At 71.1% G+C, this 24810-nt stretch carries 17 protein-coding genes and 3 tRNA genes; 12 read left to right on the top strand and 8 right to left on the bottom strand.

Annotated features, from left to right (window positions below):
• Window positions 1-182: 182 nt before the first annotated feature.
• The 4 genes from sigJ (at window position 183) to ACFQ6X_RS19565 (ending at window position 5283) form a co-directional block, all read left to right on the top strand.
• Window positions 183-1127, top strand: coding sequence for an RNA polymerase sigma factor SigJ (sigJ, locus tag ACFQ6X_RS19580; RefSeq protein WP_383183052.1), 945 nt, complete (start codon window positions 183-185; stop codon window positions 1125-1127).
• A gap of 102 nt (window positions 1128-1229) precedes the next feature.
• Window positions 1230-2435 carry an NAD(P)/FAD-dependent oxidoreductase gene (locus ACFQ6X_RS19575; RefSeq protein ID WP_383183050.1) on the top strand — a complete coding sequence of 402 codons (1206 nt, stop codon included), beginning with the start codon at window positions 1230-1232 and terminating at the stop codon, window positions 2433-2435.
• Window positions 2436-2978: 543 nt separating this feature from the next.
• Window positions 2979-3686, top strand: a complete 708-nt coding sequence (locus tag ACFQ6X_RS19570) for a hypothetical protein (RefSeq protein ID WP_383183048.1) — start codon at window positions 2979-2981, stop codon at window positions 3684-3686.
• 244 nt (window positions 3687-3930) lie between these two features.
• Window positions 3931-5283, top strand: coding sequence for a hypothetical protein (locus ACFQ6X_RS19565; RefSeq protein WP_383183046.1), 1353 nt, complete (start codon window positions 3931-3933; stop codon window positions 5281-5283).
• Window positions 5284-5374: 91 nt separating this feature from the next.
• Here the strand turns inward: ACFQ6X_RS19565 and ACFQ6X_RS19560 are convergent.
• Together ACFQ6X_RS19560 and ACFQ6X_RS19555 are read right to left on the bottom strand one after the other, a co-directional pair.
• A tRNA-Arg gene (locus tag ACFQ6X_RS19560) sits at window positions 5375-5447 on the bottom strand.
• A 205-nt stretch (window positions 5448-5652) separates the two neighbouring features.
• A tRNA-Ser gene (locus ACFQ6X_RS19555) sits at window positions 5653-5743 on the bottom strand.
• A gap of 297 nt (window positions 5744-6040) precedes the next feature.
• On the opposite strand from ACFQ6X_RS19555, the gene ACFQ6X_RS19550 reads away from it, so the two are divergent.
• Together ACFQ6X_RS19550 and ACFQ6X_RS19545 are read left to right on the top strand one after the other, a co-directional pair.
• Window positions 6041-6511 (top strand): SSI family serine proteinase inhibitor, encoded by a 471-nt coding sequence (locus tag ACFQ6X_RS19550; RefSeq protein WP_329208945.1) that lies wholly within the window; start codon window positions 6041-6043, stop codon window positions 6509-6511.
• A gap of 257 nt (window positions 6512-6768) precedes the next feature.
• A complete protein-coding gene (locus tag ACFQ6X_RS19545) occupies window positions 6769-10836 on the top strand; it encodes a PAS domain-containing protein (RefSeq protein WP_383183044.1) in 4068 nt (1355 codons plus the stop codon).
• A 94-nt stretch (window positions 10837-10930) separates the two neighbouring features.
• Here ACFQ6X_RS19545 and ACFQ6X_RS19540 read toward each other — a convergent pair whose 3' ends face one another.
• From ACFQ6X_RS19540 to ACFQ6X_RS19530, 3 genes are all read right to left on the bottom strand, one after another.
• A complete protein-coding gene (locus ACFQ6X_RS19540) occupies window positions 10931-12577 on the bottom strand; it encodes a long-chain fatty acid--CoA ligase (protein WP_383183042.1) in 1647 nt (548 codons plus the stop codon).
• A 138-nt stretch (window positions 12578-12715) separates the two neighbouring features.
• Window positions 12716-13270, bottom strand: a complete 555-nt coding sequence (locus ACFQ6X_RS19535) for a SigE family RNA polymerase sigma factor (protein ID WP_383183040.1) — start codon at window positions 13268-13270, stop codon at window positions 12716-12718.
• Between the two features lie 268 nt (window positions 13271-13538).
• Entirely contained in the window at window positions 13539-13850 is a 312-nt protein-coding gene (locus ACFQ6X_RS19530) for a hypothetical protein (RefSeq protein ID WP_383183038.1), read from the bottom strand.
• A gap of 297 nt (window positions 13851-14147) precedes the next feature.
• On the opposite strand from ACFQ6X_RS19530, the gene ACFQ6X_RS19525 reads away from it, so the two are divergent.
• The gene (locus tag ACFQ6X_RS19525) at window positions 14148-15032 is read left to right on the top strand and encodes a bifunctional DNA primase/polymerase (RefSeq protein ID WP_383183036.1); all 885 of its coding nucleotides are present in this window, start codon (window positions 14148-14150) and stop codon (window positions 15030-15032) included.
• A gap of 125 nt (window positions 15033-15157) precedes the next feature.
• On the opposite strand, the gene ACFQ6X_RS19520 is transcribed toward ACFQ6X_RS19525, so the two are convergent.
• Window positions 15158-15244, bottom strand: a tRNA-Ser gene (locus ACFQ6X_RS19520).
• A gap of 198 nt (window positions 15245-15442) precedes the next feature.
• The gene (locus ACFQ6X_RS19515; RefSeq protein WP_383183034.1) at window positions 15443-16942 is read right to left on the bottom strand and encodes a S1C family serine protease; all 1500 of its coding nucleotides are present in this window, start codon (window positions 16940-16942) and stop codon (window positions 15443-15445) included.
• A 197-nt stretch (window positions 16943-17139) separates the two neighbouring features.
• On the opposite strand from ACFQ6X_RS19515, the gene ACFQ6X_RS19510 reads away from it, so the two are divergent.
• The 3 genes from ACFQ6X_RS19510 (at window position 17140) to ACFQ6X_RS19500 (ending at window position 19742) form a co-directional block, all read left to right on the top strand.
• Window positions 17140-17967 (top strand): glycerophosphodiester phosphodiesterase, encoded by an 828-nt coding sequence (locus tag ACFQ6X_RS19510; RefSeq protein ID WP_383183032.1) that lies wholly within the window; start codon window positions 17140-17142, stop codon window positions 17965-17967.
• A 53-nt stretch (window positions 17968-18020) separates the two neighbouring features.
• Window positions 18021-18614: an ATP-binding protein gene (locus ACFQ6X_RS19505; protein ID WP_383183030.1), complete on the top strand. Its 594-nt coding sequence runs from the start codon at window positions 18021-18023 to the stop codon at window positions 18612-18614.
• A gap of 162 nt (window positions 18615-18776) precedes the next feature.
• Window positions 18777-19742: a DUF5926 family protein gene (locus tag ACFQ6X_RS19500; protein WP_383183028.1), complete on the top strand. Its 966-nt coding sequence runs from the start codon at window positions 18777-18779 to the stop codon at window positions 19740-19742.
• Window positions 19743-20477: 735 nt separating this feature from the next.
• Here the strand turns inward: ACFQ6X_RS19500 and ACFQ6X_RS19495 are convergent.
• Window positions 20478-21161, bottom strand: a complete 684-nt coding sequence (locus ACFQ6X_RS19495; protein ID WP_329208964.1) for a bifunctional DNA primase/polymerase — start codon at window positions 21159-21161, stop codon at window positions 20478-20480.
• A gap of 522 nt (window positions 21162-21683) precedes the next feature.
• On the opposite strand from ACFQ6X_RS19495, the gene ACFQ6X_RS19490 reads away from it, so the two are divergent.
• Both ACFQ6X_RS19490 and ACFQ6X_RS19485 read left to right on the top strand, forming a co-directional pair.
• Window positions 21684-23171: a PP2C family protein-serine/threonine phosphatase gene (locus ACFQ6X_RS19490; protein WP_383183026.1), complete on the top strand. Its 1488-nt coding sequence runs from the start codon at window positions 21684-21686 to the stop codon at window positions 23169-23171.
• Window positions 23172-23270: 99 nt separating this feature from the next.
• Window positions 23271-24746: an aminopeptidase P family protein gene (locus tag ACFQ6X_RS19485; RefSeq protein ID WP_383183024.1), complete on the top strand. Its 1476-nt coding sequence runs from the start codon at window positions 23271-23273 to the stop codon at window positions 24744-24746.
• Window positions 24747-24810: the final 64 nt, after the last annotated feature.

The raw sequence follows: 24810 nt of genomic DNA, 5'->3' as shown, positions 1-24810 counted from the left end.
GACCGCGGCTTCGACGATCCGGCGGCCCGGCCCGGAGCACCCCCGGGGGCCTACGCGGCATCGGCCCTTCGCTGCATCATGCGCCGATCATATTCAAGGCCCCTGTCGGACAGCACCGGCCGAGCGGCTCGGGGGCCGCACCCCATGGGCCGCAGACGGCCGCGAGAGCTAGGATCCGGGCCATGGCCCTGACCATGAACGACGTGGACCGGTTCGAGGCATCCAGGCCCCGCCTGCAGGCCATCGCCTACCGCCTCCTCGGCTCGGCGAGCGATGCCGAGGACGCCGTGCAGGACACGTTCCTGCGCTGGCAGGCCGCCGACGTCGACCGCATCGAGGTCCCCGAGGCCTGGCTGACGAAGGTCCTCACCAACCTGTGCCTCAACCAGCTCACCTCGGCCCGCGTCCGGCGCGAGACCTACGTGGGCGAGTGGCTGCCCGAGCCGCTGCTCGCGGGGGACCCGATGCTCGGCCCCGACGACACCGCCGAGCAGCGCGAATCGGTCTCGTACGCCGTCCTCGCCCTCATGGAGCGCCTCTCACCCAACGAGCGGGTGGTGTACGTGCTGCGGGAGGCCTTCGGCTACCCGCACCGGGAGGTCGCGGAGATCCTCGGCATCACCGAGGCCGCCGCCCAGCAGACCTTCCACCGCGCCAAGAAGCACGTCGCCGACGGCAAGGCCCGCACCGAGATCGACGAGGCCGCGATCCGGCGGATCGTCGAGGAGTTCCTCGCGGCCGCCACCAGCGGCCGGACCGAGCCGCTCGTGCGGCTGCTCACCGAGGACGCCATCGCGATCGGCGACGGCGGCGGGAAGGTTCCGGCCCGGGCCAAGGCGTTCGAGGGCGCCCTCGCGGTCGCGAAGTTCATGCGGGGCCTGTTCAAGCCGGCCGAGGCCAAGCGCGCCATCGTCGGCGGCTCACCCGGGGTCCACGTCACGACCGCCAACGGCGCGCCCGCCATCGTGGCGGTCCTCGACGGCCGCGTCGTCGGCGTCATGTGCCTGGAGATCACCGCCGGGGGAATCGCCGCGTTCCGCAACCAGGTCAACCCCGACAAGCTCGAACGCGCGACCCGGCAGTGGGCGGCCACCGAGCACGGGGAACCCCTGTTCAACGCCTTCTGACCCTTCTGATTCAGATGTGAGCTGCTTCACATCCCGCTCCTGTCAGGAAACGGAGGGCTGCCCGGTTCAGGTGGTGAACCCGCGCGAGACAGGAGCCAGGACATGCAGCACCGCATCATCGTCATCGGAGCCGGATACTCCGGAGCCATCGCCGCCGGGCGCCTCGCCAAGCGGCTGCACCGCGAGGACGTCGCCATCACCCTCGTCAACGCCGAGCCCGACTTCGTCGAGCGCGTGCGGATGCACCAGCTGGCGGCCGGCCAGGACCTCAAGGCCCGGCCCTTCAGCGAGATGTTCGCCGGCACGGGCGTCGAGCTGAGGCTCGCGAGGGTCACCGGCGTCGACGTCGACCGCAGGACCGTCACCGTCATCGACCAGGGCGACGGGGGTGGCACCGAGGAGCTGGAGTACGACAGCCTCGTGTACGCCCTCGGCAGCGCCTGGAACAGCCGAGGCGTCCCCGGCACCGCCGAGCACGCCCACGAGATCGCCGGCCGCCCCGGAGCGCTCCGGCTGCGTGAGCGCCTGGCCGGCCTGGACGCCGGACAGACCGTCGTCGTCGTCGGCGGCGGCCTCACCGGCCTGGAGGCCGCCACGGAGATCGCCGAGGCCCGCCCGGACCTCGACGTCGCCCTCACCGCCCGCGGTGAGCTCGGCGACTGGCTCTCGCCCAAGGGCCGCGACCACGTACGGAAGGTCTTCGACAAGCTCGGCATCACCGTCCACGAACAGGCAGCCGTCACGGCCGTGGAGGCCGACCGCGTCACGACCGCCGACGGAACGTCCGTCCCGGCCGCGGTCACCGTGTGGACCACCGGTTTCGCGGTCCACCCGATCGCCCGCGCCACCGCCCTGGACGTCACCGACACCGGCCAGATCGTGGTCGACCGGACCATGCGCTCGGTCTCGCACCCGGACGTGTACGCCATCGGCGACGCGGCCATGGCGATGGGCCCCGGCGACAAGCCGCTGCGGATGTCGTGCGCCACGGGCACCCCCATGGCGTGGCAGGCCGCCGACGCCATCGCGGCGCGCCTGACCGGCGGGAAGACCCCCACCACACCGCTGCGCTACTTCAACCAGTGCATCTCGCTGGGCCGCAAGGAGGGCCTGATCCAGTACGTCACCGCCGACGACCGCTCCGTCGGTGCGGCCCTGACGGGACGGCTCGCCGCCGTCTACAAGGAGCTGATCTGCAAGGGCGCCGCCTGGGGCGTCGCCAACCCGCTGCTCGGGCTGCCGTCGCGGCCCCGCCGCATCGTGCGGGAGCGGACCCCGGAGGGCGCGCCCGCCGAGGCATCGGCCTGACAGCCCCCGCGAGAGCCCCGAACGAGAGGCCCCCAGGACTTCCCCTGGGGGCCTCTCGTCCCGCTCGCCAGTAATCGGGAGCACTTGCTGACGCCGGCTCCTGCGCGGACAGCGCGAGAGCCCGAACGACCTCTCCCATTTCATCGGCGCTGTCGAACTGAGCGCTCTCGCCCGCCCCATGCCCTCGTGAACCCCCGAATGGGCCCCGGACGCCCCCGAGAAGTTCACCAGCGGCTTCCGACTCCTCTCCCGGAGCCCGCCCCTGTCCGTCGGCACCACGACCACGGATTCGGCACGGAGAGTAATGCTCGCTCCGGATCTTCCGTTGCATGTCGGCCGCATATGCCCCCATATGGGAATGGCGTCGTCACCAGGAGTTATGTGCCTGGTGTGCGCCGCGTCGATCGGGCACCCGGCGCAGGCCGTTGGCCCCTCACCTACGTGGAAGGAATGAGTGTGAGCACTCGCTTTGGCGGGACCCGGGGGAAGGTCCTCGCGGTCGCAGCACTTGCCGCAATCGTCGCCTCAACATTCACCGGATCGGTGTCCGCTGTCGCAGGAGGACACGACGGAGACCAGGAGCGCGCTGACCACTGGGGCGTGATCACCCGCAACACGATCGGCTCTCCCGTCGCCGATCTGAGGAACGGCCCCTTCGGCTCGTTCGGTGTGACCGGCCCCTCCGCAAGGCCGCCCTACGGACGGGGCAGCCTCGGCATCGAGGTTGCGGACCAGTCCACCTCGCTGAGCCCTCCCAGCGAGAAGGTCGACTTCGGCAACGAGGTCGACTTCTACGGCGATCCGGTGCAGGGCCTGCGCAGGGTCGGGTTCCACGTCTTCCAGACCGGGGAGAACGTGGAGTACGGAGGCACCGAGAACATGCCGAACATCAGGTTCGAGATCGATCCGAACCTGACCTCGCTGCCGGACGACAACTACTCCACGATGGTGTGGGTACCGGACGCCGCTCCGGTGACGAACAAGTGGAGCGGCTTCATCGACGCCACCACGAGCGGCTACTGGTTCCTCACGGGCGGCGAGAACGGCATCTGCGACCAGGCCGCCCAGTGCTCCCTCGAAGACCTGAGGGACGCACTGAACGCGGACGGCGGCGCAGGGGCGACCATCCTCTCGGCCGCGGTGGGCAAGGGCCGCGACCACATGTGGATCGGCGCCGTCGACGGACTCCGCATCAACCAGACCATCTACGACTTCGAGACCAGCGGCGTCAGGACACGTAGGGCCGGCTGACGTATGCGCGCCGAAGGCCCCCCGGGATGATCCCGAGGGGCCTTCGGGCTGCTGAACCTCCAGGATTCGACCCTGCAGCGGGTCTGACCGAGCGACAGGTCCGCGGCCCCGGCAGGTGGTCGCCCTGGCTGCCCGCTCCGTGGCGCCCCAGGCCCTTCACCCTGACGGCCGCCGAGCGCTCGCGCGTGACCGGCCTCCGGGATGTGCTGGCAGCAAACCAACCAGGCAAACCCGGAGGCGCGCCATGCCGGACGATAGGTCAGCGGGTCCGGGTGGGCAAGAGCCTGACACTTCGGGCGCCGAGGGCACACAGCCCGAGCTGGACGTACTGCGGTCACGGGTCGACGCGCTGGAGGCCGACAGGACCGCCCGGGCACCCCACCACCGGTGGCGCTCCTTCTTCTCCGCGCTGCTCATCGTCATCGGCTGCGTCCTCGCTCCGCATGCCGCTTTCGCTTCGTGGGCGGCGGACGTCGTGGGCAACAAGGACCGCTACGTGGACACGGTCACACCGCTCGCCTCGGACCCCGCCGTCCAGAATGCCGCGGCGAACAGGGTCACCGACGCGGTGATGCAGCACATCGACCTGCCGACCCTGCTCGAAGGCGTGGCCCCCGCGGACCGGCCGCTGGTCCAGAAGGCGCTCGGCGAACTCGGCAACTCGCTGGAGAGTGCTGTCCGCAGCTTCGTCCACGACAAGTCGGAGGAGGTCATCGCCTCCGAGACCTTCGAGAACATCTGGATCCAGGCCAACGAGCGCATCCATGTGGCCGTCGAGAAGGCCCTCACGGGCTCCGGCGGCGGTGCGGTGAAGATCAATGACAACTCGGTCTCCGTCGACCTCGGACCGGTCGTCGCACAGGTCGAGCAACGCCTCGTCGACGCAGGCATGACGGTGGCTTCGAAGATCCCGGAAGTGCACACCGACTTCACGGTGCTGCGCGTCGACAACATCGGCGACGTCAAGACGTACTTCCGGGTCCTGCAGATCGCCGGGTTCTGGCTGCCCGTGCTCTCGGTGCTCCTCATCGCAGCAGGAGTCCTGCTGTCCAGGCACCGCAGGCGCGTTCTCGTGACCGCGGCGCTCGCCTTCGCCTTCGCCGTGCTGATGCTCGGCCTGAGCCTGACCGTCTTCCGCGTGGCCTATCTGAACGCGCTGCCCGACAACGTCTCGCAGGCCGCCGCCGAAGCCGTCTACGACACGCTCACGCGCTACCTGCGCACCACGGTCCGCATGGCGGTGACGCTCGGTGTGGTCGTCGCCCTGGCCGCCTGGCTGAGCGGTCCCGGCCGCTCGGCGACCTTCGTACGGCAGTCGTGGCACGCCGGCATCGGGGCAGTCCGCTCCACCGCCGACCGCATGGGCATGCGCACGGGCCCGGTCGGACCGTTCCTCCGACGCCACCGAGCGTGGATCACCTGGATCCTGGTCGGCCTGGCCGTCCTGACGTACGTCCTGTGGAGCTACCCGACGGCGCTGGTCGTCCTCACCATCGCCCTGGTCTGGCTCTTCGCCACGGCGTTGGTGGAGTTCCTCGCGGACAGCCGCGAGGACGAACACACCCGGGTGTCCGACTCGGTGGGCGGTTCAGGCTGACACGGTCGGTGCACTTGGCTGCCGCACCTCGTTGCTGTACGGGCAACGCGAGAGGCCCTCAGGATTTCTCCTGAGGGCCTCTGGCCTGCTGTGCACTCGGCAGGATTCGAACCTGCAACCTTCTGATCCGTAGTCAGATGCTCTATCCGTTAAGCTACGAGTGCTTGGCGTTCCGGGCTTTTCTGCCTGGTCGGCGTTGCGGGAACAACATTACATGACCTGCGCCGTCACGCGAAATCCATTAGCCATACCTCTCCTGACCTGCGAAAACGCCGTCCTGGAGCAGGTCTGCGGCCCACCCGCCGGACACCTTTGGGGCACGTGAACGACCGAAGCCCCGCACCAGAGGTGCGGGGCTTCGGGATCTTGCGGAGGCGGAGGGATTTGAACCCTCGATGGGCTTTAAGACCCAAACCGCATTAGCAGTGCGGCGCCATAGACCGGACTAGGCGACGCCTCCAGCACACCCCGCGCGAGCGCGAGTGGTGCGTGCAGATGATGACACAGTCGAGCGCGCTGTCACCAATCGCCGCCCACGGTACTAGGCAGGCGGGCGGCGAGGCAAAGCGTCCTGCGGCGCGGTGTTCCGGTCGGCCCCCCACGAGTTGCGCAACGTGCGGACGCGCGGAGCGTTAGAGATGGCGAGGGCTCCGCCCTCTGTCCGCCACCGCCCCTCCGCCCGGCGCGCGCCTCCACCCGGCGTGCACCGGAGCAGCCCGGCGCGCCCCCCGGTGCGCCAGAACAACAGGAGCCCCGCATGCTGCGCCGTCTCACGCTCACCGCCGTCGCGTCCTTCGCCGCACTGTCGGCCGCCGCTCCCGCCGCCACGGCCGTAACCCCTCTCCTGCCGCTGCCCCCGCTCCCCGTGCTCCAGGGGGACTGGGTGGGCGGGCGGGACACGGCGACCCGGCTCACGGTGACGGTCTCGGAGTCGGGCAATCCGACAGCCGACGGAACGTTCGAGCTCCAGTGCGATCCGGCGGGCGGTACCCACCCCGCCGCTCAGCGCGCCTGCGACCTGCTGGCGGAGGCCGCGGAGTCGGGTGACAACCCCTTCGTACCGACGGACCGGAACGCCATGTGTACGCAGCAGGCGGGCGGACCCGCCGCCGCCCGGGTCCAGGGGACCTGGCAGGGGGAGAACATCGACGCGCGGTTCAGCCGGGCCAACGGCTGCGAGATCTCGCGCTGGAACAACCTTGTACCGGTGCTCCCGTCCGCCAGGTAACAGGCTCAGCGGGGCGTGTCCGGCGCCTCCTGCCGGGGCCGCCTGTGCGCGTCGTCGCACGTCACAGGGGGCGCCCGCAGTCACGACATGGACCACCGGCGTACACCGTGTGCACAGAACCTTGGTGAGAGCTCCCCCTCATCCGCCGCCCCATGTGCCCTCGGTGCCTTTAGACTCCTTTCGTGACAGCCTGAGGCCCGAGGGGCAGGATGGGGCCCGCTGTCGGCAAGGTGCGGTATTCAGGGAGGAAGCGTCTCGTGAGCAGCAGGCCATCCCGAGGCGCTGCTCGCCTCGCAGCCATACTCGACGCCCTCCCGGACGGGCTCCTGCTCGTCAACTGCAACGGCACGGTCGTCAACGCCAACACCATCGCCCTCGAGATGTTCGAGACCCCGGGCACCGCGCTCGTGGGGCGCGGACTGCTCGATCTGCTTCCGGAGTTCGACTCCAGGCTGATCCCGGGGTCGATGCGCAGGCCGGAGACTGCGGACGAGCAGGGCAGGACCAAGCCGACGCGGATGACCGCGCGCCGGACCGACGGCACCGAGTACCCGGTCGAGGTCACCAGCGCGAGCCTCGACAGCGGCCAGGCCGGATACAACGACATCCACTCCAACTTCACCGGCGACGAGCTGCTCATGCTCGTCGTACGGGATCTTTCGGGCACCGTCGACACCGAGGCCGAGCTGGCCCGTTCGCAGCGCCAGACCGAGATGATCCTGCGGGCCGCCTCCGAGGGCGTCGTCGGTACGGACACGGACGGCCGGGTCGTCCTCGTCAACCCCGCCGCCGCCCAGATCCTCGGCTTCCGTGCCAGCGACCTCGGCGGCAAGGAACTCCACCCGCTGATCCTGCACTCGCGCGCGGAGGGCGACCCCTTCCCGTACGAGGAGTCCCCGCTCGCCGACACCCTCAAGTCCGGCCGCAAGCACCGGGTGCGCGGCCAGGTCCTCTGGTCCAAGAGCGGCGCGCAGGTGCCGGTCGACCTCACGACCGCGCCGGTGCGCGACGGGGACCAGCTGGTCGGCGCGGTGATGACCTTCACCGACCGCAGGCCCTACGAGGAACTGACGGAACAGCACACGGACGAGGTCACCGGGCTGACCGAACGGCACGCCGCCGAGGTCGCCGAGCTCACCGAGAGCCACCGTGCCGAGGTCGCCGGACTGACCGAACGCCACGCGGCCGAGCTGGCCGACCGGACCGAGCGGTACGCCTCCGAGCTGGAGGAGCAGGCCGATCAGCTGTCCGAGCTGGGCGAGCGGCACACGCAGCTGACCGCGGTGCTCGGCGAATCCCTGCGCGGCCCGCTGGAGGAGCTGCGCGGCGAGCTCTCGATGCTCGCCGCCGACCCCGCCGGCCAGCTGTGGCCCGAGGCCAACCAGATCCTGCACCACCTCGCCGCGGGCTACGCCCGGATGACGACGCTCGTCGACAACGTGCTGAGCTACCAGCGTCTGGACGGCGGCGTGGAGGCGCTCGTCAAGCAGACGGTGCTGCTCGACTCGGTGGTGACGGCCGGTATCGACGGTGCGGTCGAGCTGATCGGCCCAGGCCGCGCGCAGTTCGCGGTGCACGCGCCGCCGATCGAGGCCGAGGTCGACCCGGGCCGGCTGATCACGGCACTCGCCCACCTCGTCGCGGACGTGGCGGGTGTCGACTCGACCGGCAAGGCCCGGATTGTTCCGGGCGGCGGCTACGTCGACTCGACGGTGGTCGTGGCCGCGGCGCAGCGCGGTGACGTCGTACGGATCGAGGTGCGCGGGCCGTTCGCCGGGGGAGACCCGGTGCACGTGCCGATCGTGCGCGGGATCGTGCGGGCCCACGGCGGTGTGCTGCAGACGCACGAGATGCCAGGGATGAGCGGCAGCGCGTACGTCCTGGAGGTGCCGCTCGGCGCGGGCTCCGGGACGCTTGTGCCCCCGCCGGCTCCGGTTCCGGTACCCGAGGAGGTCCTGCCGGACGTTGCCCCCCAGCCCGCGACCGGCGGTGCGGGTGGCAGCCGGCGCAGGGCCCGGAGGTCGTCGACCGACGCGTTCCTGGAAAGCCCCGTGGACGCGGCGGCCGAGGCCGGGGAAGCAGCGGCGGGCGAGCCGACGGGGCGGCGCAGGGCGCGTCGCGGACCGGTTGCGCCCCAGGACCAGCAGGAGCAGGAAGCGATCGCGCCTCAGCAGAGCGAGGGCTCCGGGCGCAGGCGCGGGCGGCCCAGCCCGGCGGAGACGGAGCCTCAGGCGGACCGGCCCCGGGAGGCCCTGGCTCTCCCGGCACCCTCCCCCGCCTCCGCGGCTCCCTCAGCTCCCCCGGCTCCCTCCGAAGGCTCCGTGGTGACGGCGGCCGAGGGCGCGCAGGGGGGCGGCCGGCCGCAGCGCGGGCAGACCGTGCCTCCGCAGGGTGTGCCGCAGGAGGCCCAGGGCAGGCAGACGCGTCCCGGCGGCGGGAACCAGCGCGCGCTTCCGGCCCTCGCGTCGGCCGACGCCGGACCCCAGCAGGCCCAGCAGGGTCAGGTGCAGGGACAGCAGGCACAGCAGACCGGTGGGCGACGGGCCCGGCGGGCCCTCTCGGCTGCGCCGGAGCACTCCGCTCCGGCCGAGGCCGCACAGCCGCGTACCGCCTTCGCGCTGCCTCCCGCCGACGCGGACCGGGTACCGCCCGTCGCGCAGGGCGGGCCGTCCGGCCCGCTTCCGGAGCGCCACGACGCCGTACGGAGCGCACCGGACGCCGACCACACACCGCCGCAGGCGCACCCCGTGCCGTCGGGTCGTCGCAGGGCGCGCGCCGCAGACGTGCAGGAGCAGCCGGGCCGGCCGGACCACTCCGTCCCCGGGCAGCCGCTGCCCGCCGTCCCCCCGCAGCCCGACTGGTCGCAGTCCGGCACCTCGGGGCAGGGCCTGGCCGCGCTGAACGGGCAGGACGCCGCCGACGTCCCCGCTCAGGCCTCCGACGCATCCTGGGTGGGTCCGGACAGCACCACACACACCACGGGCAGCATCGCTGCTCCCCCCGCCGCCGAGGCTCCCTCCGGGCCCGCAGCCGCGCCCGTACCGGCACCGCATCCGGCGGCCGACGGCGCGGACCTCCCCGCGCCGGACGCGCAGGGCCCTGCGGTCGCCCCCGTGGCCGCGCAGGTCCCCGTACCGGACGCGCGGCGCCAGCCGCTGCCCGCCGAGGCACCGTCGCCCACGTCTTCGGACTCGACGCAGGGACGCGCGTTCAGCGTGCGGACGCTGGGTCAGGGTGTGCCGTTCGCGCAGCACCTCGCGCACCAGCAGAACCAGACGCTCGGCGGTGCCGGACGCCGCCGTAAGCTCGCCGCCCCTCCGGAGGCAGAGCGCCCGGTGCTGCCCGCAGCTCCGCAGCCCGTCCCGTCACCTGTCGCCCCGGACCGGCCCGGTGGCGCGGGCGCACCTGCGGGTCCCGTGCAGGGCGGCACCACCCAGGGCGCGGGCTCGGGTCAGCTGCTGTCCGCTCCCGCGGCCGAGGGCCGCTCGTACGCCATAGGCGCTCCCGACGAGGGCGCCGAAGGGCCGGAGCCGCTGGACGGGCCCGGTGGCGCGGTCGAGGTGGCCAACCGGCCGCAGCCGCTCCACGTCGACGACGAGCTGCCCCCCGAGCCGCTGGACAATCCGCGGCGGCTGCTCGTCTGGCCCGCCCCGGACGTCTCGACCCAGCAGGCTCTCAGCGACCGCGGCTACCGTCCGGTGATCGTGCACTCCCGCGAGGAGGTCGACGCCCAGATCGCGGCGTTCCCCGCCGCGCTGTTCGTCGACCCGCTGACGGGTCCGATCACCCGTACGGCTCTGCAGTCGCTGCGCCAGGCGGCCGTGGCCGCAGAGGTTCCGGTGCTGGTGACGGCCGGTCTGGGGCAGGCGACCAGGGAGGCCGCCTACGGTGCCGACCCCGCCGTGCTCCTCAAGGCCCTCGCCCCGCGCGACAGCGACCAGCATCCGCCGCGGGTGCTGGTGATCGACGAGCACGAGGAGATCGCGCTGGCGCTCACGGAGACGCTGGAGCGCCGCGGCATGCAGGTCGCGCGGGCGTCGGGTGACAGCGAGGCGGTCGAGCTCGCCACGCGGATGCGGCCGAACCTGGTCGTGATGGACCTGATGCAGGTACGTCGCCGGCGCGCCGGGATCATCGACTGGCTGCGCGCGAACGGCCAGTTGAACCGTACGCCGCTGGTCGTCTACACCTCGGCCGGCATGGACGAGGCGAATCTCCCCAGGCTCGCTTCGGGCGAGACGGTCCTGTTCCTGGCCGAGCGCTCCACGAGCGACGAGGTGCAGTCCCGCATCGTGGATCTGCTGGCGAAGATAGGGACCAACTGACGGCCGGCCTCGGGAGAGGCCGGCGGACGGACGCGTACGACGAGGGCGGTACGGGAAGACCCGTACCGCCCTCGCCCGTGTCCAGCGGTCCGGCTCAGAGCTGGGTGACGTCCAGCTCGCCGTCCGCGTACTGCTTGCGGATCACCTTCTTGTCGAACTTGCCCACGCTCGTCTTCGGCACCGCCGGAATGATCGACCAGCGCTCCGGCAGCTGCCACTTGGCGACGGACTGGGCGAGGAAGGTCCTGAGCGCCGCGTAGTCGGCCGTGGCGCCCTCCTTCAGGACGACCGTCGCGAGAGGGCGCTCACCCCACTTGTCGTCGGGGACGGCGACGACCGCGGCCTCCGCCACATCGGGGTGCGCCATGATCGCGTTCTCCAGGTCGACGCTGGAGATCCACTCCCCGCCGGACTTGATGACGTCCTTGGCCCGGTCGGTGAGCGTGAGGAAGCCGTCGTGGCTGATCACGCCGACGTCACCGGTCTTCAGCCAGCCGTCCACGCTGAACTTGTCCTCGGGGCGCAGGTCCGCACCGTCGGCGCCGCCGTAGTACGCGCCGGCGATCCAGGGGCCGCGGACTTCCAGTTCACCCGCGGACTCCCCGTCCCAGGGCAGGTGCTCGCCGCCCGGGCCGACCAGGCGCCCTTCGACCCCGGCCGGGAAACGGCCCTGGGTGACGCGGTACGGCCACTCCTCCTCGGCCGTCAGCCCGGCGGGCGGGTTGGCCATGGTGCCGAGCGGTGAGGTCTCCGTCATTCCCCAGGCGTGGCAGAGGCGGACGCCCAGCTTGTCGTAGGCCTCCATCAGGGAGGGCGGACAGGCGGCGCCGCCGATGGTGACGTTCGCCATGGAGGTGAGGTCGCGCGGTTTCGCGGTGACCTCGGCCAGCAGGCCCTGCCAGATCGTGGGAACGGCGGCCGCGTGTGTCGGCCTCTCCTGCTCGATCATGTCGGCGAGCGGGGCCGGCTGGAGGAAGCGGTCGGGCATGAGCATGTTGACGCCGGTCATGAACGTCGCGTGCGGCAGCCCCCAGGCGTTCACATGGAACTGGGGGACGACCACCAGGGTCGTGTCCTTGTCCGTCAGTCCCATCGACTCGGACATGTTGACCTGCATGGAGTGCAGGTAGACGGACCGGTGGGAGTAGACGACGCCCTTGGGGTCCCCGGTGGTGCCGGAGGTGTAGCACATGGCTGCGGCCTGGCGCTCGTCCAGCTCGGGCCAGTCGTAGGTGGTGGGGCGGCCGGCGATCAGGTCCTCGTACTCGTGCACCCGGGGGGCGATTCCCTCGAGCCCGGAGCGGTCGCCCGGCCCGGCGACGACCACGTGCTCGATGGACGGCAGGCGGGGGAGCAGCGGTACGAGGAGCGGCAGCAGCGAACCGTTGACGAGAACGACCTTGTCGTCCGCGTGGTTGACGATCCACACCAGCTGCTCGGCCGGCAGCCTGAGGTTGAGCGTGTGCAGCACGGCGCCCATGGAGGGAATCGCCAGGTACGCCTCCACATGCTCCGCGTTGTTCCACATGAGGGTGGCGACGCGCTGGTCGCCATCGATGCCGAGTTCGTCGTGCAGGGCGTGGGCCAGTTGCGTGGCGCGCCTGCCGATCTCGGCGAAACTGCGCCGTTGCGGCTCTGGTTCGCCGGTCCAGGTCGTGACCTGTGACTTCCCATGGATGGTCATCCCGTGATTCAGGATGCGTGTCACAGTCAGCGGTACGTCCTGCATGGTGCTCAGCACGGCGTCCTCCCGGTGGGCGCTACGCGGCAGTAAGGTTGCGCTGATTCTGCGCACATACCGTTCGGTATGTCACTACTCCCGGGAGTACGAATCGGTGTCGGTCGGCAAAATCGGGCTGTCACGGGCACCCGCGCGGCCTCATCGGACCGGGTCGAGCCCCGGATCCTCGCGCAGCTTCCCGAGCGCACGTGACACGGCGCTCTTGACCGTACCGATGGACACCCCGAGGACATCGGCCGTCTGCGCCTCGCTGAGGTCCCCGTAGTACCGCAGGACGACCATGGCCCGCTGGCGGTCCGGGAGCTTCATCACGGCACGCCACATCGCGTCGTGCAGCACCTGCTGCTCGGCGGGGTCGGGCGCGGGAGCGGCCTCCTTCTCGGGCAGCTCCTCGCAGGCGAACTCGTCGACCTTGCGCTTGCGCCACTGCGAGGTGCGGGTGTTCACCAGGGCCCGGCGGACGTATCCGTCGAGCGCCCTGTGGTCCTCGATCCGCTCCCAGGCGACGTACGTCTTGGTGAGAGCGGTCTGCAGCAGATCCTCGGCATCGCTCGAGTTCGCGGTGAGGGAGCGGGCGGTGCGCAGCAGTACGGGGCCCCGTGCTCGTACGTACGACGAGAACGACGGGTATCGCGGGTGTCCGGCGGAAGCAGCGACTGCCCTGGAGGCGCCGGTGCAGACTGGCGTGGTCATGCCTCCACGCTAGGAGCGGGCACCGTCGAGGGGATCGGCCCCAGGTCCCGAAGCGGCGTCCGCCTCAGGTTGTAGGGGCGGGGCAGGCTCCACCTCCTGAAGGTGGAGGGCCCCTCGGCCACCCTCAGGGTCCTCACCCCGGGGAAGGGTGCGCGGGCGCCCCGCCCGAACAGACGGACAGCGGCCTGCGGGGCGCACCGGAGTGCCGCCCCGCAGACCGCTGCTCAGCCGGCCGGGCGCCGACCCCCCAAAACCCCCGGCCGCGGGCTCACCAGAGCGGCGTGAAGTAGACCGCGACGATGTCCGTGGACTGGTCGATCGCGGTGAAGGCCGATCCGCTCACCTGGGCCGAATTGCTGTGGTTCGATGCGCCGGAGCCGACGGCCTGCTGCTGCGAGGTCGATGAATTGCCGGAGTTGTTCCCTCCGACTCCGGCGGACCCGATCGTCGCCACCGCCGCGTTCGATCCGTCGTTCGCGAACGAACCGTTGTCGGCGACCGCGACGCCGCCGAACAGTGCGGCAGCAAGAGGCAGGGCGGCAACGGCGGCGAGGGCGCGAACGGTACGGGTGCTTGCCATGTCAATTCCTCCAGGAACCGAAAGTACGGCTTGGTACGGCTGGTTCCGAAGCAGTTGGCCGACCGCCTCGGTGCTGGTCACGACGTCGCGAGACGAAAGTTGCCCACCGCATCCCCGGCGAACCGCCCATGGTTCCCGATTCCCCCGCAAGCATGAGGAACACCCGATAAACCTCTCGCACACCCCCAAGTCGCCACACACCCTCACCCCGGGCCTCGCGCAGGAAGAAGCGTTCCGCCACCCCGGGCACCCTCTTATCCCCTTCCCTTCTTCGAACATCTGTACGAACATAGACCCATGGCCATCATCGACCGGCAGACCGCCACCCTGGCCCTGGCGCACGCGCTCTCCGCCGCCGAACGCGGGCTCCCCGTCTTCCCCCTGTCCGCGACCAAGCTCCCCGCACTGCGCTCCCCGCATCACGGCGAGGTCCCTCCCGTACGCTGCCGGGGTGCCTGCGGACTGCCCGGTCACGGCGTCCACGACGCCACGACCGACCCGGCCGCGGTGCGGGCGCTCTTCGCCGCCGCGCCCCGGGCCACCGGATACGGAATCGCCTGCGGTCGGGATCCCCACCGCCTCATCGGCATCGACCTCGACATCGACGGGGCACACGGCAACGACTCCGTGGCCGCACTCCAGCAGATCGCCCTCCAGCACCTGTTCACCATCCCGGCCACGGTGACGGTGCTGACCCCCAGCGGCGGCCGCCACCTCTGGCTGACGGGACCCTCCGGCATCACCGTGCCCAACTCCGCGAGCCGCCTCGCCCCGGGCATCGACGTCCGCGGCAGCGGCGGCTATCTGGTCGGACCCGGATCGGTCACCACCCACGGCAGGTACCGGCTCGCCCCCGGCACGGCCCACCTCTCACCCGCCCCGTGCCCACGCGCCCTCCTGCGCCTGCTCACGCCCCCCGCGCGCCCCCACCACCCGGCGAGCCGCCCCTCCCGCGCCGGCCAGGGCCAGGGCCTCGTCCAATTCGTACTCGCCGCCCATGAGGGCCAGCGCAATACGCGCCTCTTCTGGGCAGCGTGCCGCGCCTACGAACACGGCTTCGGCGACGCACTCGCGGACGCCCTGACCGACGCGGCAGTCCGCACGGGCCTCTCCGAACAGGAGGCCCGCGCGGCGATCGCCTCAGCGGCCCGCCTGACATCGGAACGCCCCGAAGCCCTGTGAACCCCCCGCGCACCCGCATCTGTGCCCGGCACACAGGGAACTGACGGAAAGCCACCGAGCCCGACGCGCAGCGCCAACAGGAACGGCCCCTGACCGAAATACCTGGTCAGGGGCCGTTCCTCCTGCGGTGGGTGTGGGATTTGAACCCACGGTCACATCGCTGCGACGACGGTTTTCAAGACCGTTCCCTTAGGCCGCTCGGGCAACCCACCCTCGCCCCGCCCACCTGCAGCGGAGCGCCTACAGCGTACCGGGTCGCTGATCCTCCCGGGCAACCCTGGCCGGAGGTCGGCCACAGGCCCGCTGCCGGCCGCAGCCGCTGTCGCGTCGCTTCGGCCACACGCACGGGAGGGGCTGCCGAAGATTTCGACAGCCCCTCCCCGGTGCAGCGTTCGAACGGTCCGGGCAGGTCAGCTGTCGCCCTTGCGCTCGCCCAGGACGAGTTCGGCCGTCGCCGTCTTGCCGTCACGCTTGTAGGTGAGCGTGACCTTGTCGCCCGGCTGGTGGGTCCAGATCTCGCCGATCAGGGTCGGCCCGCTCTCGACCACCGTGTCGTTGAACTTCGTGATCACGTCGCCGGCCTTCAACCCGGCCTTGGCCGCAGGCCCGTTCGGCGTGACGGCGGGGGTGCCTGCCGCTCCCTGGTCCGAGATCGTGGCGCCGCCGGTCTTCTCCTCCATCGTGACCGTCGCGCCGATCACGGGGTAGACCGGCTGACCGGTCTTGATCAGCTGCTCGGCGACGTTCTTCGCCTGGTTGACCGGGATGGCGAAGCCGAGGCCGATGGAGCCCGCCTGGGACTGGCCCGCGCCGCCCCCGGTGGTCGACTGGATGGCGGAGTTGATGCCGATGACCGCACCGCCCGCGTCCAGGAGCGGACCGCCGGAGTTGCCCGGGTTGATCGAGGCGTCGGTCTGCAGGGCGCTCATGTACGAGTTCTTGTTGCTGGAACCGTCACCGGAGGCGACAGGACGGTCCTTGGCGCTGATGATGCCGGTGGTGACCGTGTTGGAGAGACCGAACGGGGCGCCGATCGCGATGGTCGAATCGCCCACCGCGACCTTCTCGGAGTCACCGAGGGGCAGCGGAGTCAGTCCGTCCGGAGCGTTCTTCAGCTTCAGGACGGCCACGTCGTAGCCCTGTGCCCGGCCGACCACTTCCGCGTCGTACTTCTTGCCGTCGGAGAACGTCGCGGTCAGCTGGCCGTTGTCCGCCGCGGAGGCCACCACGTGGTTGTTCGTGAGGATGTGGCCTTCCTTGTCGTACACGAAGCCGGTGCCCGTGCCGCCCTCGCCGTCACCGGACTGCGCGTCGATGGTGACCACGCTGGGCAGTGCGTTCGCCGCGACGCCCGCGACCGTGCCCGCTTCGCGCTTGAAGTCCTTCGGACTGTTGGAGGCCGCCACCGTGGTCGACCCCGAGGAGCCGGAGTCGTTGCTGTCCGCGGCCCAGTAGCCGAGGGCTCCGCCGACGCCGCCCGCGACGAGCGCGGCCACCGCGACGGCCGCGATCAGACCGCTCGCCGCACGCCGCTTGCGGGGGCCTTCGGGCTCCGCCGGGGCGGGGGCTCCCCACACCGGGGTGCCGCCGCCGTCGGCGTACGACGGGACGGCCGGAGGAGGAGGAGGCCAGGAGGCCGGACCGGCAGGAGGCTGCTGCGACGGAGGCTGGTAGGGCTGCTGCGGCTGTTCGTGGTGCGGCGTGGACGGCTCGGGGCCGGACTGGTGCGCGGCGGCAGCCGGAATCTGCGCCGTCGGCGCGTCCGCGGGAGGGGCCGGGGTGGCCCCGGGCGTCGCCGGGCCGCCCGGCGGGGTGCCCTCAGGAGCGGCAGCCGGCACGGGAGGTGCGGACGGAACAGACGGTACGGACGGAACCGTGTTGCCCTCGTTGCCCTCGTTCTCTGTGCTCACAGCTCTTTACTCCTCGGTTCCACTCGGCATTCGGCAAGAGATCCGCTGTGCACGTGTCTGCGGTCAGCTTTTCCCACAGCACGTCAGGCCACTGTAAGCAGGACCTGTGCATCCGCACACCAATCTTTACATCAGGCAAAACGGTCCCCCGTGACAAGGTGGCCGCACCCGCCGCGTCACGGTGGCACCATGACGCGGTGACCCACGCCCGGCAGCACAGCATGCCCCCTCCCATCCAGGTCATCGCCCATCGCGGGGCCTCGGACGACGCCCCCGAGCACACCCTGGCCGCCTACCGGAAAGCGATCGAGGACGGCGCCGACGCACTGGAGTGCGACGTCCGCCTCACCGCGGACGGACAGCTCGTCTGTGTGCACGACCGCAGGGTGAACCGCACCTCCAACGGACGCGGTGCGGTCTCCGCCCTGGAGCTCGCCGACCTCGCCGCCCTCGACTTCGGTTCGTGGAAGGACCACGAGGAGTCCCCGGACTGGGATCCGGTGCCGGGCGAGCTCACCTCCGTACTCACGCTGGAACGGCTCCTCGAGCTGGTCAGCGAGGTGCGGGCCACCGGGCGGCCGCTCCAGCTGGCCATCGAGACCAAGCACCCCACCCGCTGGGCCGGGCAGGTGGAGGAACGCCTGCTCCTGCTGCTCAAGCAGTTCGGCCTGGACGATCCGCCGGCGGGCGGGCCCTCCCCCGTACGCGTCATGAGCTTCTCCGCACGGTCCCTCTACCGCATCCGGGCGGCGGCACCCACCCTGCCCACCGTCTTCCTGATGCAGTTCGTCTCGCCGCGGCTGCGCGACGGACGGCTTCCGGCCGGCGCACGGATCGCCGGTCCCGGGATGCGGATCGTGCGCAGCCACCCCGGATACATCGAACGCCTGCACAGGGCCGGCCATCGCGTGCACGTCTGGACGGTGAACGAACCGGAGGACGTCGAGCTCTGTGTAGGCCTCGGCGTGGAAGCAATCATTACAAACCGCCCAAAGCAGGTTCTTTCGCAACTGGGCCGCTTTTAGCATCAGTTACAGGGGGTACACCGGCGCATTCGCTCCGCAATCGATCGTTACGAGTGCATCACTGGCAGGGCTTTGGCCGGTTTCCGGTGAAGCCCAGGGGGGCATCCAATCCGTGGCGTGGGGCAAAGGAGGTCTCGGGGGTGACGTTGGTGGTGGCACAAGAGGTGCCCACGTCGTCGAGCATGGCCGTTCCTCATGGCCCTGCAGGCGTGGGGCAGGCACGGCACTGCATGCGCGAGCAGCTGCGCAGCAACGGGGTGTCGGACACGGTTGTCGACGATGCTGTATTGATCCTTTCCGAACTCCTCAGCAACGCCTGCCGTCACGGCAGGCCGCTGGGCCGGCACGCGGAGGTCGGTGACGGCGACATCCGCGCCGCTTGGCGCGTCGACAGGGCGGGCGACCTGACGGTCGAGGTCACGGACGGAGGCGGCCCGACCAGGCCGATTCCGGCCACCCCGTCGGTCACCGCACGCGGCGGCCGAGGGCTCAACATCATCAGCGCCCTCGCCCAGGAGTGGGGCGTACGGGACGACACCTCGGGCGAGGTCACCGTATGGGCCCTGGTGTCGGCGGATCACGGGCTCGACGCGCTGGACGGCATGGACTTCGCCGACGCTTTCGAGGCCTTCGACGACGCAGGCTGAAGCGGCTCGGCAGGAGCGGCCCGGGTGGCAGCGGGCCTGACTCCGGGCGGAACTGCCGGCACGGGGCCGTGGCGGGCCCGGCGGCAGGTGTGACCCTGCGGTGGCGGGGGCGGCTAGGCTCGCGCCGGAGACCGCACCGTCACAATCGGGAGAACGCCCACCATGGCCAAGAAGCGCCCTCAGTCCAAGGCCGGGAAGCAGCAGCTCAAGGATGGTGAGATCCCGGTCGTCGGGGCCCGCGAGCCCTGCCCCTGCGGTTCGGGCCGCCGCTACAAGGCGTGTCACGGACGCGCCGCCGCCCAGGCCGTGACCGAGCTGGTCCAGCGCCCCTTCGAGGGACTTTCCGGGGAGTGCGACTGGATCGCCCTGCGCGAACTGGTGCCCGCCGCAACGGTCGAGCTGACACTGACGGGCGGTCTGCCCGAGGGCGTACCCTCCGTGACGCTCGCGACCGTACTGCCGATGGCATGGCCGGCTCTGCGCCGTGACGACGGTTCCGTCCTGCTCGCCCTGCAGAACGACACCTCCTCCGGCGACCTCAGCCGCGACCTCGCCGACACCCTGCAGCGGGCGCTGGAGGCGGAGCCCGGTTCGCCGGTCGCCGCCCGCCGGGTGCCCGCCGACGGCCCGCGGCTGCAGGACGTCCTCGACCCGAACGCCGCGTTCGAGCCGGTTGTGCACTCGGGGTTCGAGTTCTGGGTCCCGGACGCGGAGAACGCCACCCCCGAGGTGTCCGCATCCCTGGAGCGCGCCAACGCCGCGGCGATCCCGACCACGCTGCTCTCCGGAGTGGACGCCGCGTACTGGTGCGAGACGCCGGAGAAGAACCACCTGCGCTGGGTCATGCCGCACCCGGAGGAGCAGCTCCTGGACGCGCTCGCCCGACTGCACGCGGCAGGCGCGTCCTCGCTCGGCGAGGGAACGAGGCTGGTCGGCTCGTTCCGGGCGCACGGGCTGATGGTCCCGGTCTGGGACCTGCCCTCCACGATGGGCGCCGAGGACTGCGAGAAGCCTGCCGCGAAGTTCGCGGAGCAGCTCGCCGAGGCGCTCGCGTCGGACGCCCCGCTCACCGGCGAGGAGCGGCGGGCACGGGGTGGGCTCACCAACCGCCAAGTGACGCTCAGCTGACAGTGACGGCGCCGCGGACGGTTCGGTGACCCCGGTCACAACTCGCCGTACTCGCGAGTAAATCGCTGTCCGAATAGGCGAGATCGAATTTGCTCACAGCAGATCTCTTGTTACCGTTCTGGAAGCCCGGTCGCTGGTGCATCCCCCGTCGCCAGCGGCCGGGCGTCCGCATTTCCGGGGAGGGCGCGCAGGGGCGCACGCCGGAGCACCGGCGGACAGGCCCCGCCACGGCACTCCGGCCGCGCCCGATGTCAGCGCCCCCTCCGCCGCCGCGCCTCACCACCGGTACGCGCCTCAGCCGTTCTGCGCGGAGCGGGTTCGGGTACGCCCCCCGAGGGTCCGGAACACCGGGCGCGCGCCGTCTCCCTTCAGGGCTACGGGCGGTGACGGAGTGTTTGCTTTCGGACAGATGTCCGGCACCCACTGAGGCGTCGTGCGAATGGGCGAGCGCTCAGCAAGAACATTTGCCTTCGACTTCCGCTCCGGACTTCCACCGACTTCCACCCCGCACCGTTTCCGTAATCTTCTACGGAAAGGTCATCAGAAAGCCTGCCATCAGCGCCTTTTGCACCCGGCGCGGGGATTCGATCGATTCGGGCCGGGCGATTCGGGGACGAAATACGCTCGTCCCACGCGCACCCGCCGGGCTGTTCACACAGAACACGGGCGGACTCACACCCTTACGAGTGAGCCGCCCGTCGTTCCTGCCGGTTTCCCGCAGCAGTCACCGGTCCGTCAGTACGCGAGCCGACTGCCGCCGTCCGGAGCGCTGTTGCTCGCCTCGACGAGCGCATCCAGGACCGATTCCACATCCGGGAGCCAGGGCGCGGCAGGACCGGCCAGCGGTGCCCGTTCCCAGCGCACCTGCCCCGTACCCACCTCGGACGGAGGCAGGATGAGGTAGCCGCCCTCACCGTGGAATCTCAGCGAGCTGGGCACCCAGTCCTTGGCGTGCAGCAGCTCTCCGAGCCGTTCCAGCGTGTACGGAGCGACCAGCAGCGACCAGCGGGTCGGTGTCGCCACCACCGGACCGAGTCTCAGCCCCATGGCGTCGAGCGCGGTCAGCGCCCGGGCACCCGCCACGGCCGGCAGGCTCAGCGCGCAGGGCGCCTGGCCACCGGTGGCCAGCACGACCGGAGCGGCCGGCCGGTTGGACCACCACCAGCGCACCATGCGCGCGTCGGTGGTCGCCGCAAGGAGACCGGGGTCGAAGGGATGTGCGCCGGGCACGGCGCACTCGGGATCGGGGCAGGCGCAGCCGCGGCCGCGCTCGCCGCGCACACCTGCCGTCGCCAGCCCCGCTCCGGGGAGGACGGGCCACTTCCAAGCGGTGGCACAGGTAAGCGCCGCGTCGAGCTGGGCGGGACTTGCCTTGCGCCGGGGCCGGTGCCTGCGTCGCCTTCCGAGGATCTCGCGCATGAGCGCTCGTTCCTTTCCGTTGAACGCCGAGGTCCACATCACACCACGTGTTCGTTACACCACGTGTGCGTCTCTTCGCCGTGCGTGCATGCCCACCGGGCTGCGGTACGGACAGGCAGTCCGCGCCGAGCGTGAGCCGAGCCGAGCAGAGTGGAACCGAACAGAATGGGAGCTGAGCCGAGTCGAACCGTGTGGAACCGAGCCGAGTCCAGTCAATACATCGCGCGGGCGGCGTGCGCGTCGCGCTTGCCGTCCCTTGTGCAAACCCCGCCACTCGCGGGTGGGGGTGCGGCCGTCACGGGTGAGGACGTCCGGGCGCGCTGTCGGGTTCCGGGGCGATCGCAACTGCCCCTGGCCATCAACGGTTACGTACCCAGCATGCCCGGAATGACGCTCCCTCCGGCACTTCACCCCGAGGGCGCCCCCTGTCGAGCACACCCAGTCGACCGCAAATAGCTGCACGGGGGTGCATTTTTTGGCCAACTTAACAGACCCCTGGACACCACAAATATCGCAAGGACAATGCTGGACATCACCTTACTTGTGCGTGTACATGTGGATGCACTGATAGCGGCGCAGAATGACATGGGGGTTTGCGATGCTATTCGACGAAACACACCAGTCGGAAAGCCGACTGCCATGAGCGCCCCACATCTGCCGAAAGTGGCTGGAATCGATCCCATGGTTCCTGTTTCAACGCACACTGCAGCCCCCCTCAAGGCCGTGCCCGCCGCACCCGGAGCCTTCATCCAGGACCGCCTGGCGGGCTGGGTCTCCGACCTCACCACGTTGCACGAACTCACCGAGCGACTGGCCGGAACCAGCACCCTCGACACCGCCCTCCACGAAATGCTGGGCGCCGGAGCGGCTCTGGTCGGAGCCCGCCGCGGACTCCTGGTCCTCGAACCGGCCGACGGCAGCGGCCCGTCCCTCACCATCGGCCTCGGCCTCGCCCACGCCGAACTCGGAACCATCGAGACCGTGCCGCGCAGGGCCACCTCCTACGGCCGCTTCCTCGACGGCCTCCCGGACACCGACACCCCACTGGCCAGCCCCGACATCCTCGGCGACGACAGCATCGACCCCCGCTGCCGCGAAGTCGCCGCCACGCTCGGTTACGCCGCCAGCTACACCCTTCCGCTGGCCACCGAGACCGCCGGCCGGCTCGGCGTGGCCGTCTGGCTGTACGACGAACCCGCCGAACCACTGGAACGCCAGTGCCACCTCGTCGGCCTGTACGCCCGCTACGCCACCGAGCACCTCGCCCGCCTCCTGGAACTGGAACGCGCCAGAGCGGATGCCGCGATCATCGCCGAGGAGCTGCTTCCCACCAGGCTGCCCCGGGTACCCGGGGTACAGCTCGCCGCCCGCCACCGGACCGCCCCGAAGGGCGGCGGCGACTGGTACGACGCGCTCCCCCTCCCGGACAACGCGCTCGGCCTGGCCGTCGGCTCGGTCGGCGGTTCCGGTCCGAGCGCCCTGGCCGCGATGGGCCGGCTCCGCGCCGGCCTGCGCGCCTACGCCGTCATGGAGGGCGAGGACCCCGTCGCCGTACTCTCCGATCTCGAACTCCTGCTGCGGCTGACCGAACCGGCCTGCGCCGCCACCGCGCTCTACGCCTACTGCGAACCCGAACGCCGCACGATCCTGCTGGCCGGGGCCGGGCACACCCCGCCGCTCGTCATCGGCGACCGGCGCACCGAGTTCGTGGAGACGACCCTCTCCGCGCCCCTGGGCATGCTGGCCTGCTGGGAGGCACCGAGCGTGGAGTTCACGCCCGCCCCCGGCGAGACCGTGCTGCTCTACACCGACGGGCTGCTGCGCCGCACCGGCGACCCCATGGACCGGGCGTTCGCCCGACTGCACGCGGCGGCGGCCTGCGTACCGAAGGCGCTGCGCCACGATCCGGGAGCCGTCGCCGACCATGTCCTGCGGACCGTCCTGCCCGACGGCCTGGACCGGAGCGACAGCACCGAGGACGTGGTCCTGCTGGCCGCGCACTTCGACTGACGGCCGTACCGGACCGGTAAGAGGTCTTCCGGCCCTGGGCCCCCTTCCGTACGCCCGTACGATGGATGGGGTCCAGTGTCGTATAAGGAGAGACAAATCGTGTCTGAGGAGCTCACCCCGGAGACCCCGGAAGCCACCGAAGCAGAGCCGATCAAGCAGCGGAAGAACGGCCTGTACCCGGGCATTTCCGATGAGCTCGCCGAAAGCATGAAGTCCGGCTGGGCCGACACCGAGCTCCACGGCCTCGAGCCGATCGCCCAGGCCGAGCACACCGCCGCCCGCCGCGCCGCGCTCTCCGCGCGCTTCCCCGGCGAGCGGCTCGTCATTCCCGCGGGCAACCTGAAGACCCGCTCCAACGACACCGAGTACGCGTTCCGTCCCTCCACCGAGTACGCCTACCTCACCGGCGACCGGAGCCAGGACAGCGTCCTGGTGCTCGAGCCGACCGGCTCCGGCGACACGGCCGGGCACGACGCGACGGTCTACCTGCTGCCCCGCTCCAACCGCGAGAACGGTGAGTTCTGGCTCGACGGCCAGGGCGAGCTCTGGGTCGGCCGCCGCCACTCCCTCGCCGAGGCCGAGCAGCTGCTGGGCATCCCCGCGAAGGACGTCCGTGAGCTCCCGGCCGCGCTGGCCGAGGCCACCGGTCCCGTCCGCAACGTCCGTGGCCACGACGCGGGCATCGAGAGCGCCCTGACCGACAAGGTCACCGCCGAACGCGACGAGGAACTGCGCGTCTTCCTCTCCGAGGCCCGTCTGGTCAAGGACGCCTTCGAGGTCTCCGAGCTGCAGAAGGCCTGCGACGCCACGGCACGCGGCTTCGAGGACGTCGTCAAGGTCCTCGACAAGGCCGAGGCGACCAGTGAGCGCTACATCGAGGGCACCTTCTTCCTGCGCGCCCGGGTCGAGGGCAACGACATCGGCTACGGCTCGATCTGCGCGGCCGGCCCGCACGCCACCACGCTGCACTGGGTCCGCAACGACGGAGCGGTCCGTTCCGGTGAGCTGCTGCTCCTCGACGCCGGTGTGGAGACCAACGAGCTCTACACCGCGGACGTGACACGGACGCTGCCGATCAACGGCACGTTCACCCCGCTGCAGCGGAAGATCTACGACGCCGTGTACGAGGCCCAGGAGGCGGGCATCGCGGCCGTCAAGCCCGGCGCCGCATTCCGCGACTTCCACGACGCCGCGCAGCGCGTCCTCGCCCAGAAGCTCGTCGAGTGGGGCCTGCTGGGCGACCTGACCGTGGAGAAGGTCCTGGAGCTGGGACTGCAGCGCCGCTGGACCCTGCACGGCACCGGCCACATGCTCGGCATGGACGTCCACGACTGCGCCGCCGCACGCACCGAGTCGTACGTCAACGGCACTCTGGAGCCCGGGGTGTGCCTCACGGTCGAGCCCGGACTGTACTTCCAGGCCGACGACCTGACCGTGCCCGAGGAGTACCGGGGCATCGGCGTCCGGATCGAGGACGACATCCTCGTCACCGAGGACGGCAACCGGAATCTGTCCGACAAGCTGCCGCGCCGGGCCGACGAGGTCGAGGCGTGGATGGGCCGGCTCAAGGGCTGACACGGGCGGCGCGCGGGGCGCGCCGCGTGCGCCGGGAGGGCGCGCTGCTCAGGACACCATGAGC

This window comes from Streptomyces sp. NPDC056452, assembly GCF_042796085.1.
Classification (GTDB): domain Bacteria; phylum Actinomycetota; class Actinomycetes; order Streptomycetales; family Streptomycetaceae; genus Streptomyces.
The sequence above is the reverse complement of the archived record's forward strand: the minus strand, read 5'-3'. Positions and strand labels throughout refer to the sequence as shown.

What these genes read in the sequence shown, in the direction of transcription:
- ACFQ6X_RS19565 (WP_383183046.1), top strand. Translation starts at nt 3,931, where the DNA reads ATGCCGGACGATAGGTCAGCGGGTCCGGGTGGGCAAGAGCCTGACACT.
- sigJ (WP_383183052.1), top strand. Translation starts at nt 183, where the DNA reads ATGGCCCTGACCATGAACGACGTGGACCGGTTCGAGGCATCCAGGCCC.
- ACFQ6X_RS19490 (WP_383183026.1), top strand. Translation starts at nt 21,684, where the DNA reads ATGCTGGACATCACCTTACTTGTGCGTGTACATGTGGATGCACTGATA.
- ACFQ6X_RS19530 (WP_383183038.1), bottom strand. Translation starts at nt 13,850, where the DNA reads ATGGCAAGCACCCGTACCGTTCGCGCCCTCGCCGCCGTTGCCGCCCTG.
- ACFQ6X_RS19500 (WP_383183028.1), top strand. Translation starts at nt 18,777, where the DNA reads ATGGCCAAGAAGCGCCCTCAGTCCAAGGCCGGGAAGCAGCAGCTCAAG.
- ACFQ6X_RS19535 (WP_383183040.1), bottom strand. Translation starts at nt 13,270, where the DNA reads ATGACCACGCCAGTCTGCACCGGCGCCTCCAGGGCAGTCGCTGCTTCC.
- ACFQ6X_RS19495 (WP_329208964.1), bottom strand. Translation starts at nt 21,161, where the DNA reads ATGCGCGAGATCCTCGGAAGGCGACGCAGGCACCGGCCCCGGCGCAAG.
- ACFQ6X_RS19550 (WP_329208945.1), top strand. Translation starts at nt 6,041, where the DNA reads ATGCTGCGCCGTCTCACGCTCACCGCCGTCGCGTCCTTCGCCGCACTG.
- ACFQ6X_RS19525 (WP_383183036.1), top strand. Translation starts at nt 14,148, where the DNA reads ATGGCCATCATCGACCGGCAGACCGCCACCCTGGCCCTGGCGCACGCG.
- ACFQ6X_RS19575 (WP_383183050.1), top strand. Translation starts at nt 1,230, where the DNA reads ATGCAGCACCGCATCATCGTCATCGGAGCCGGATACTCCGGAGCCATC.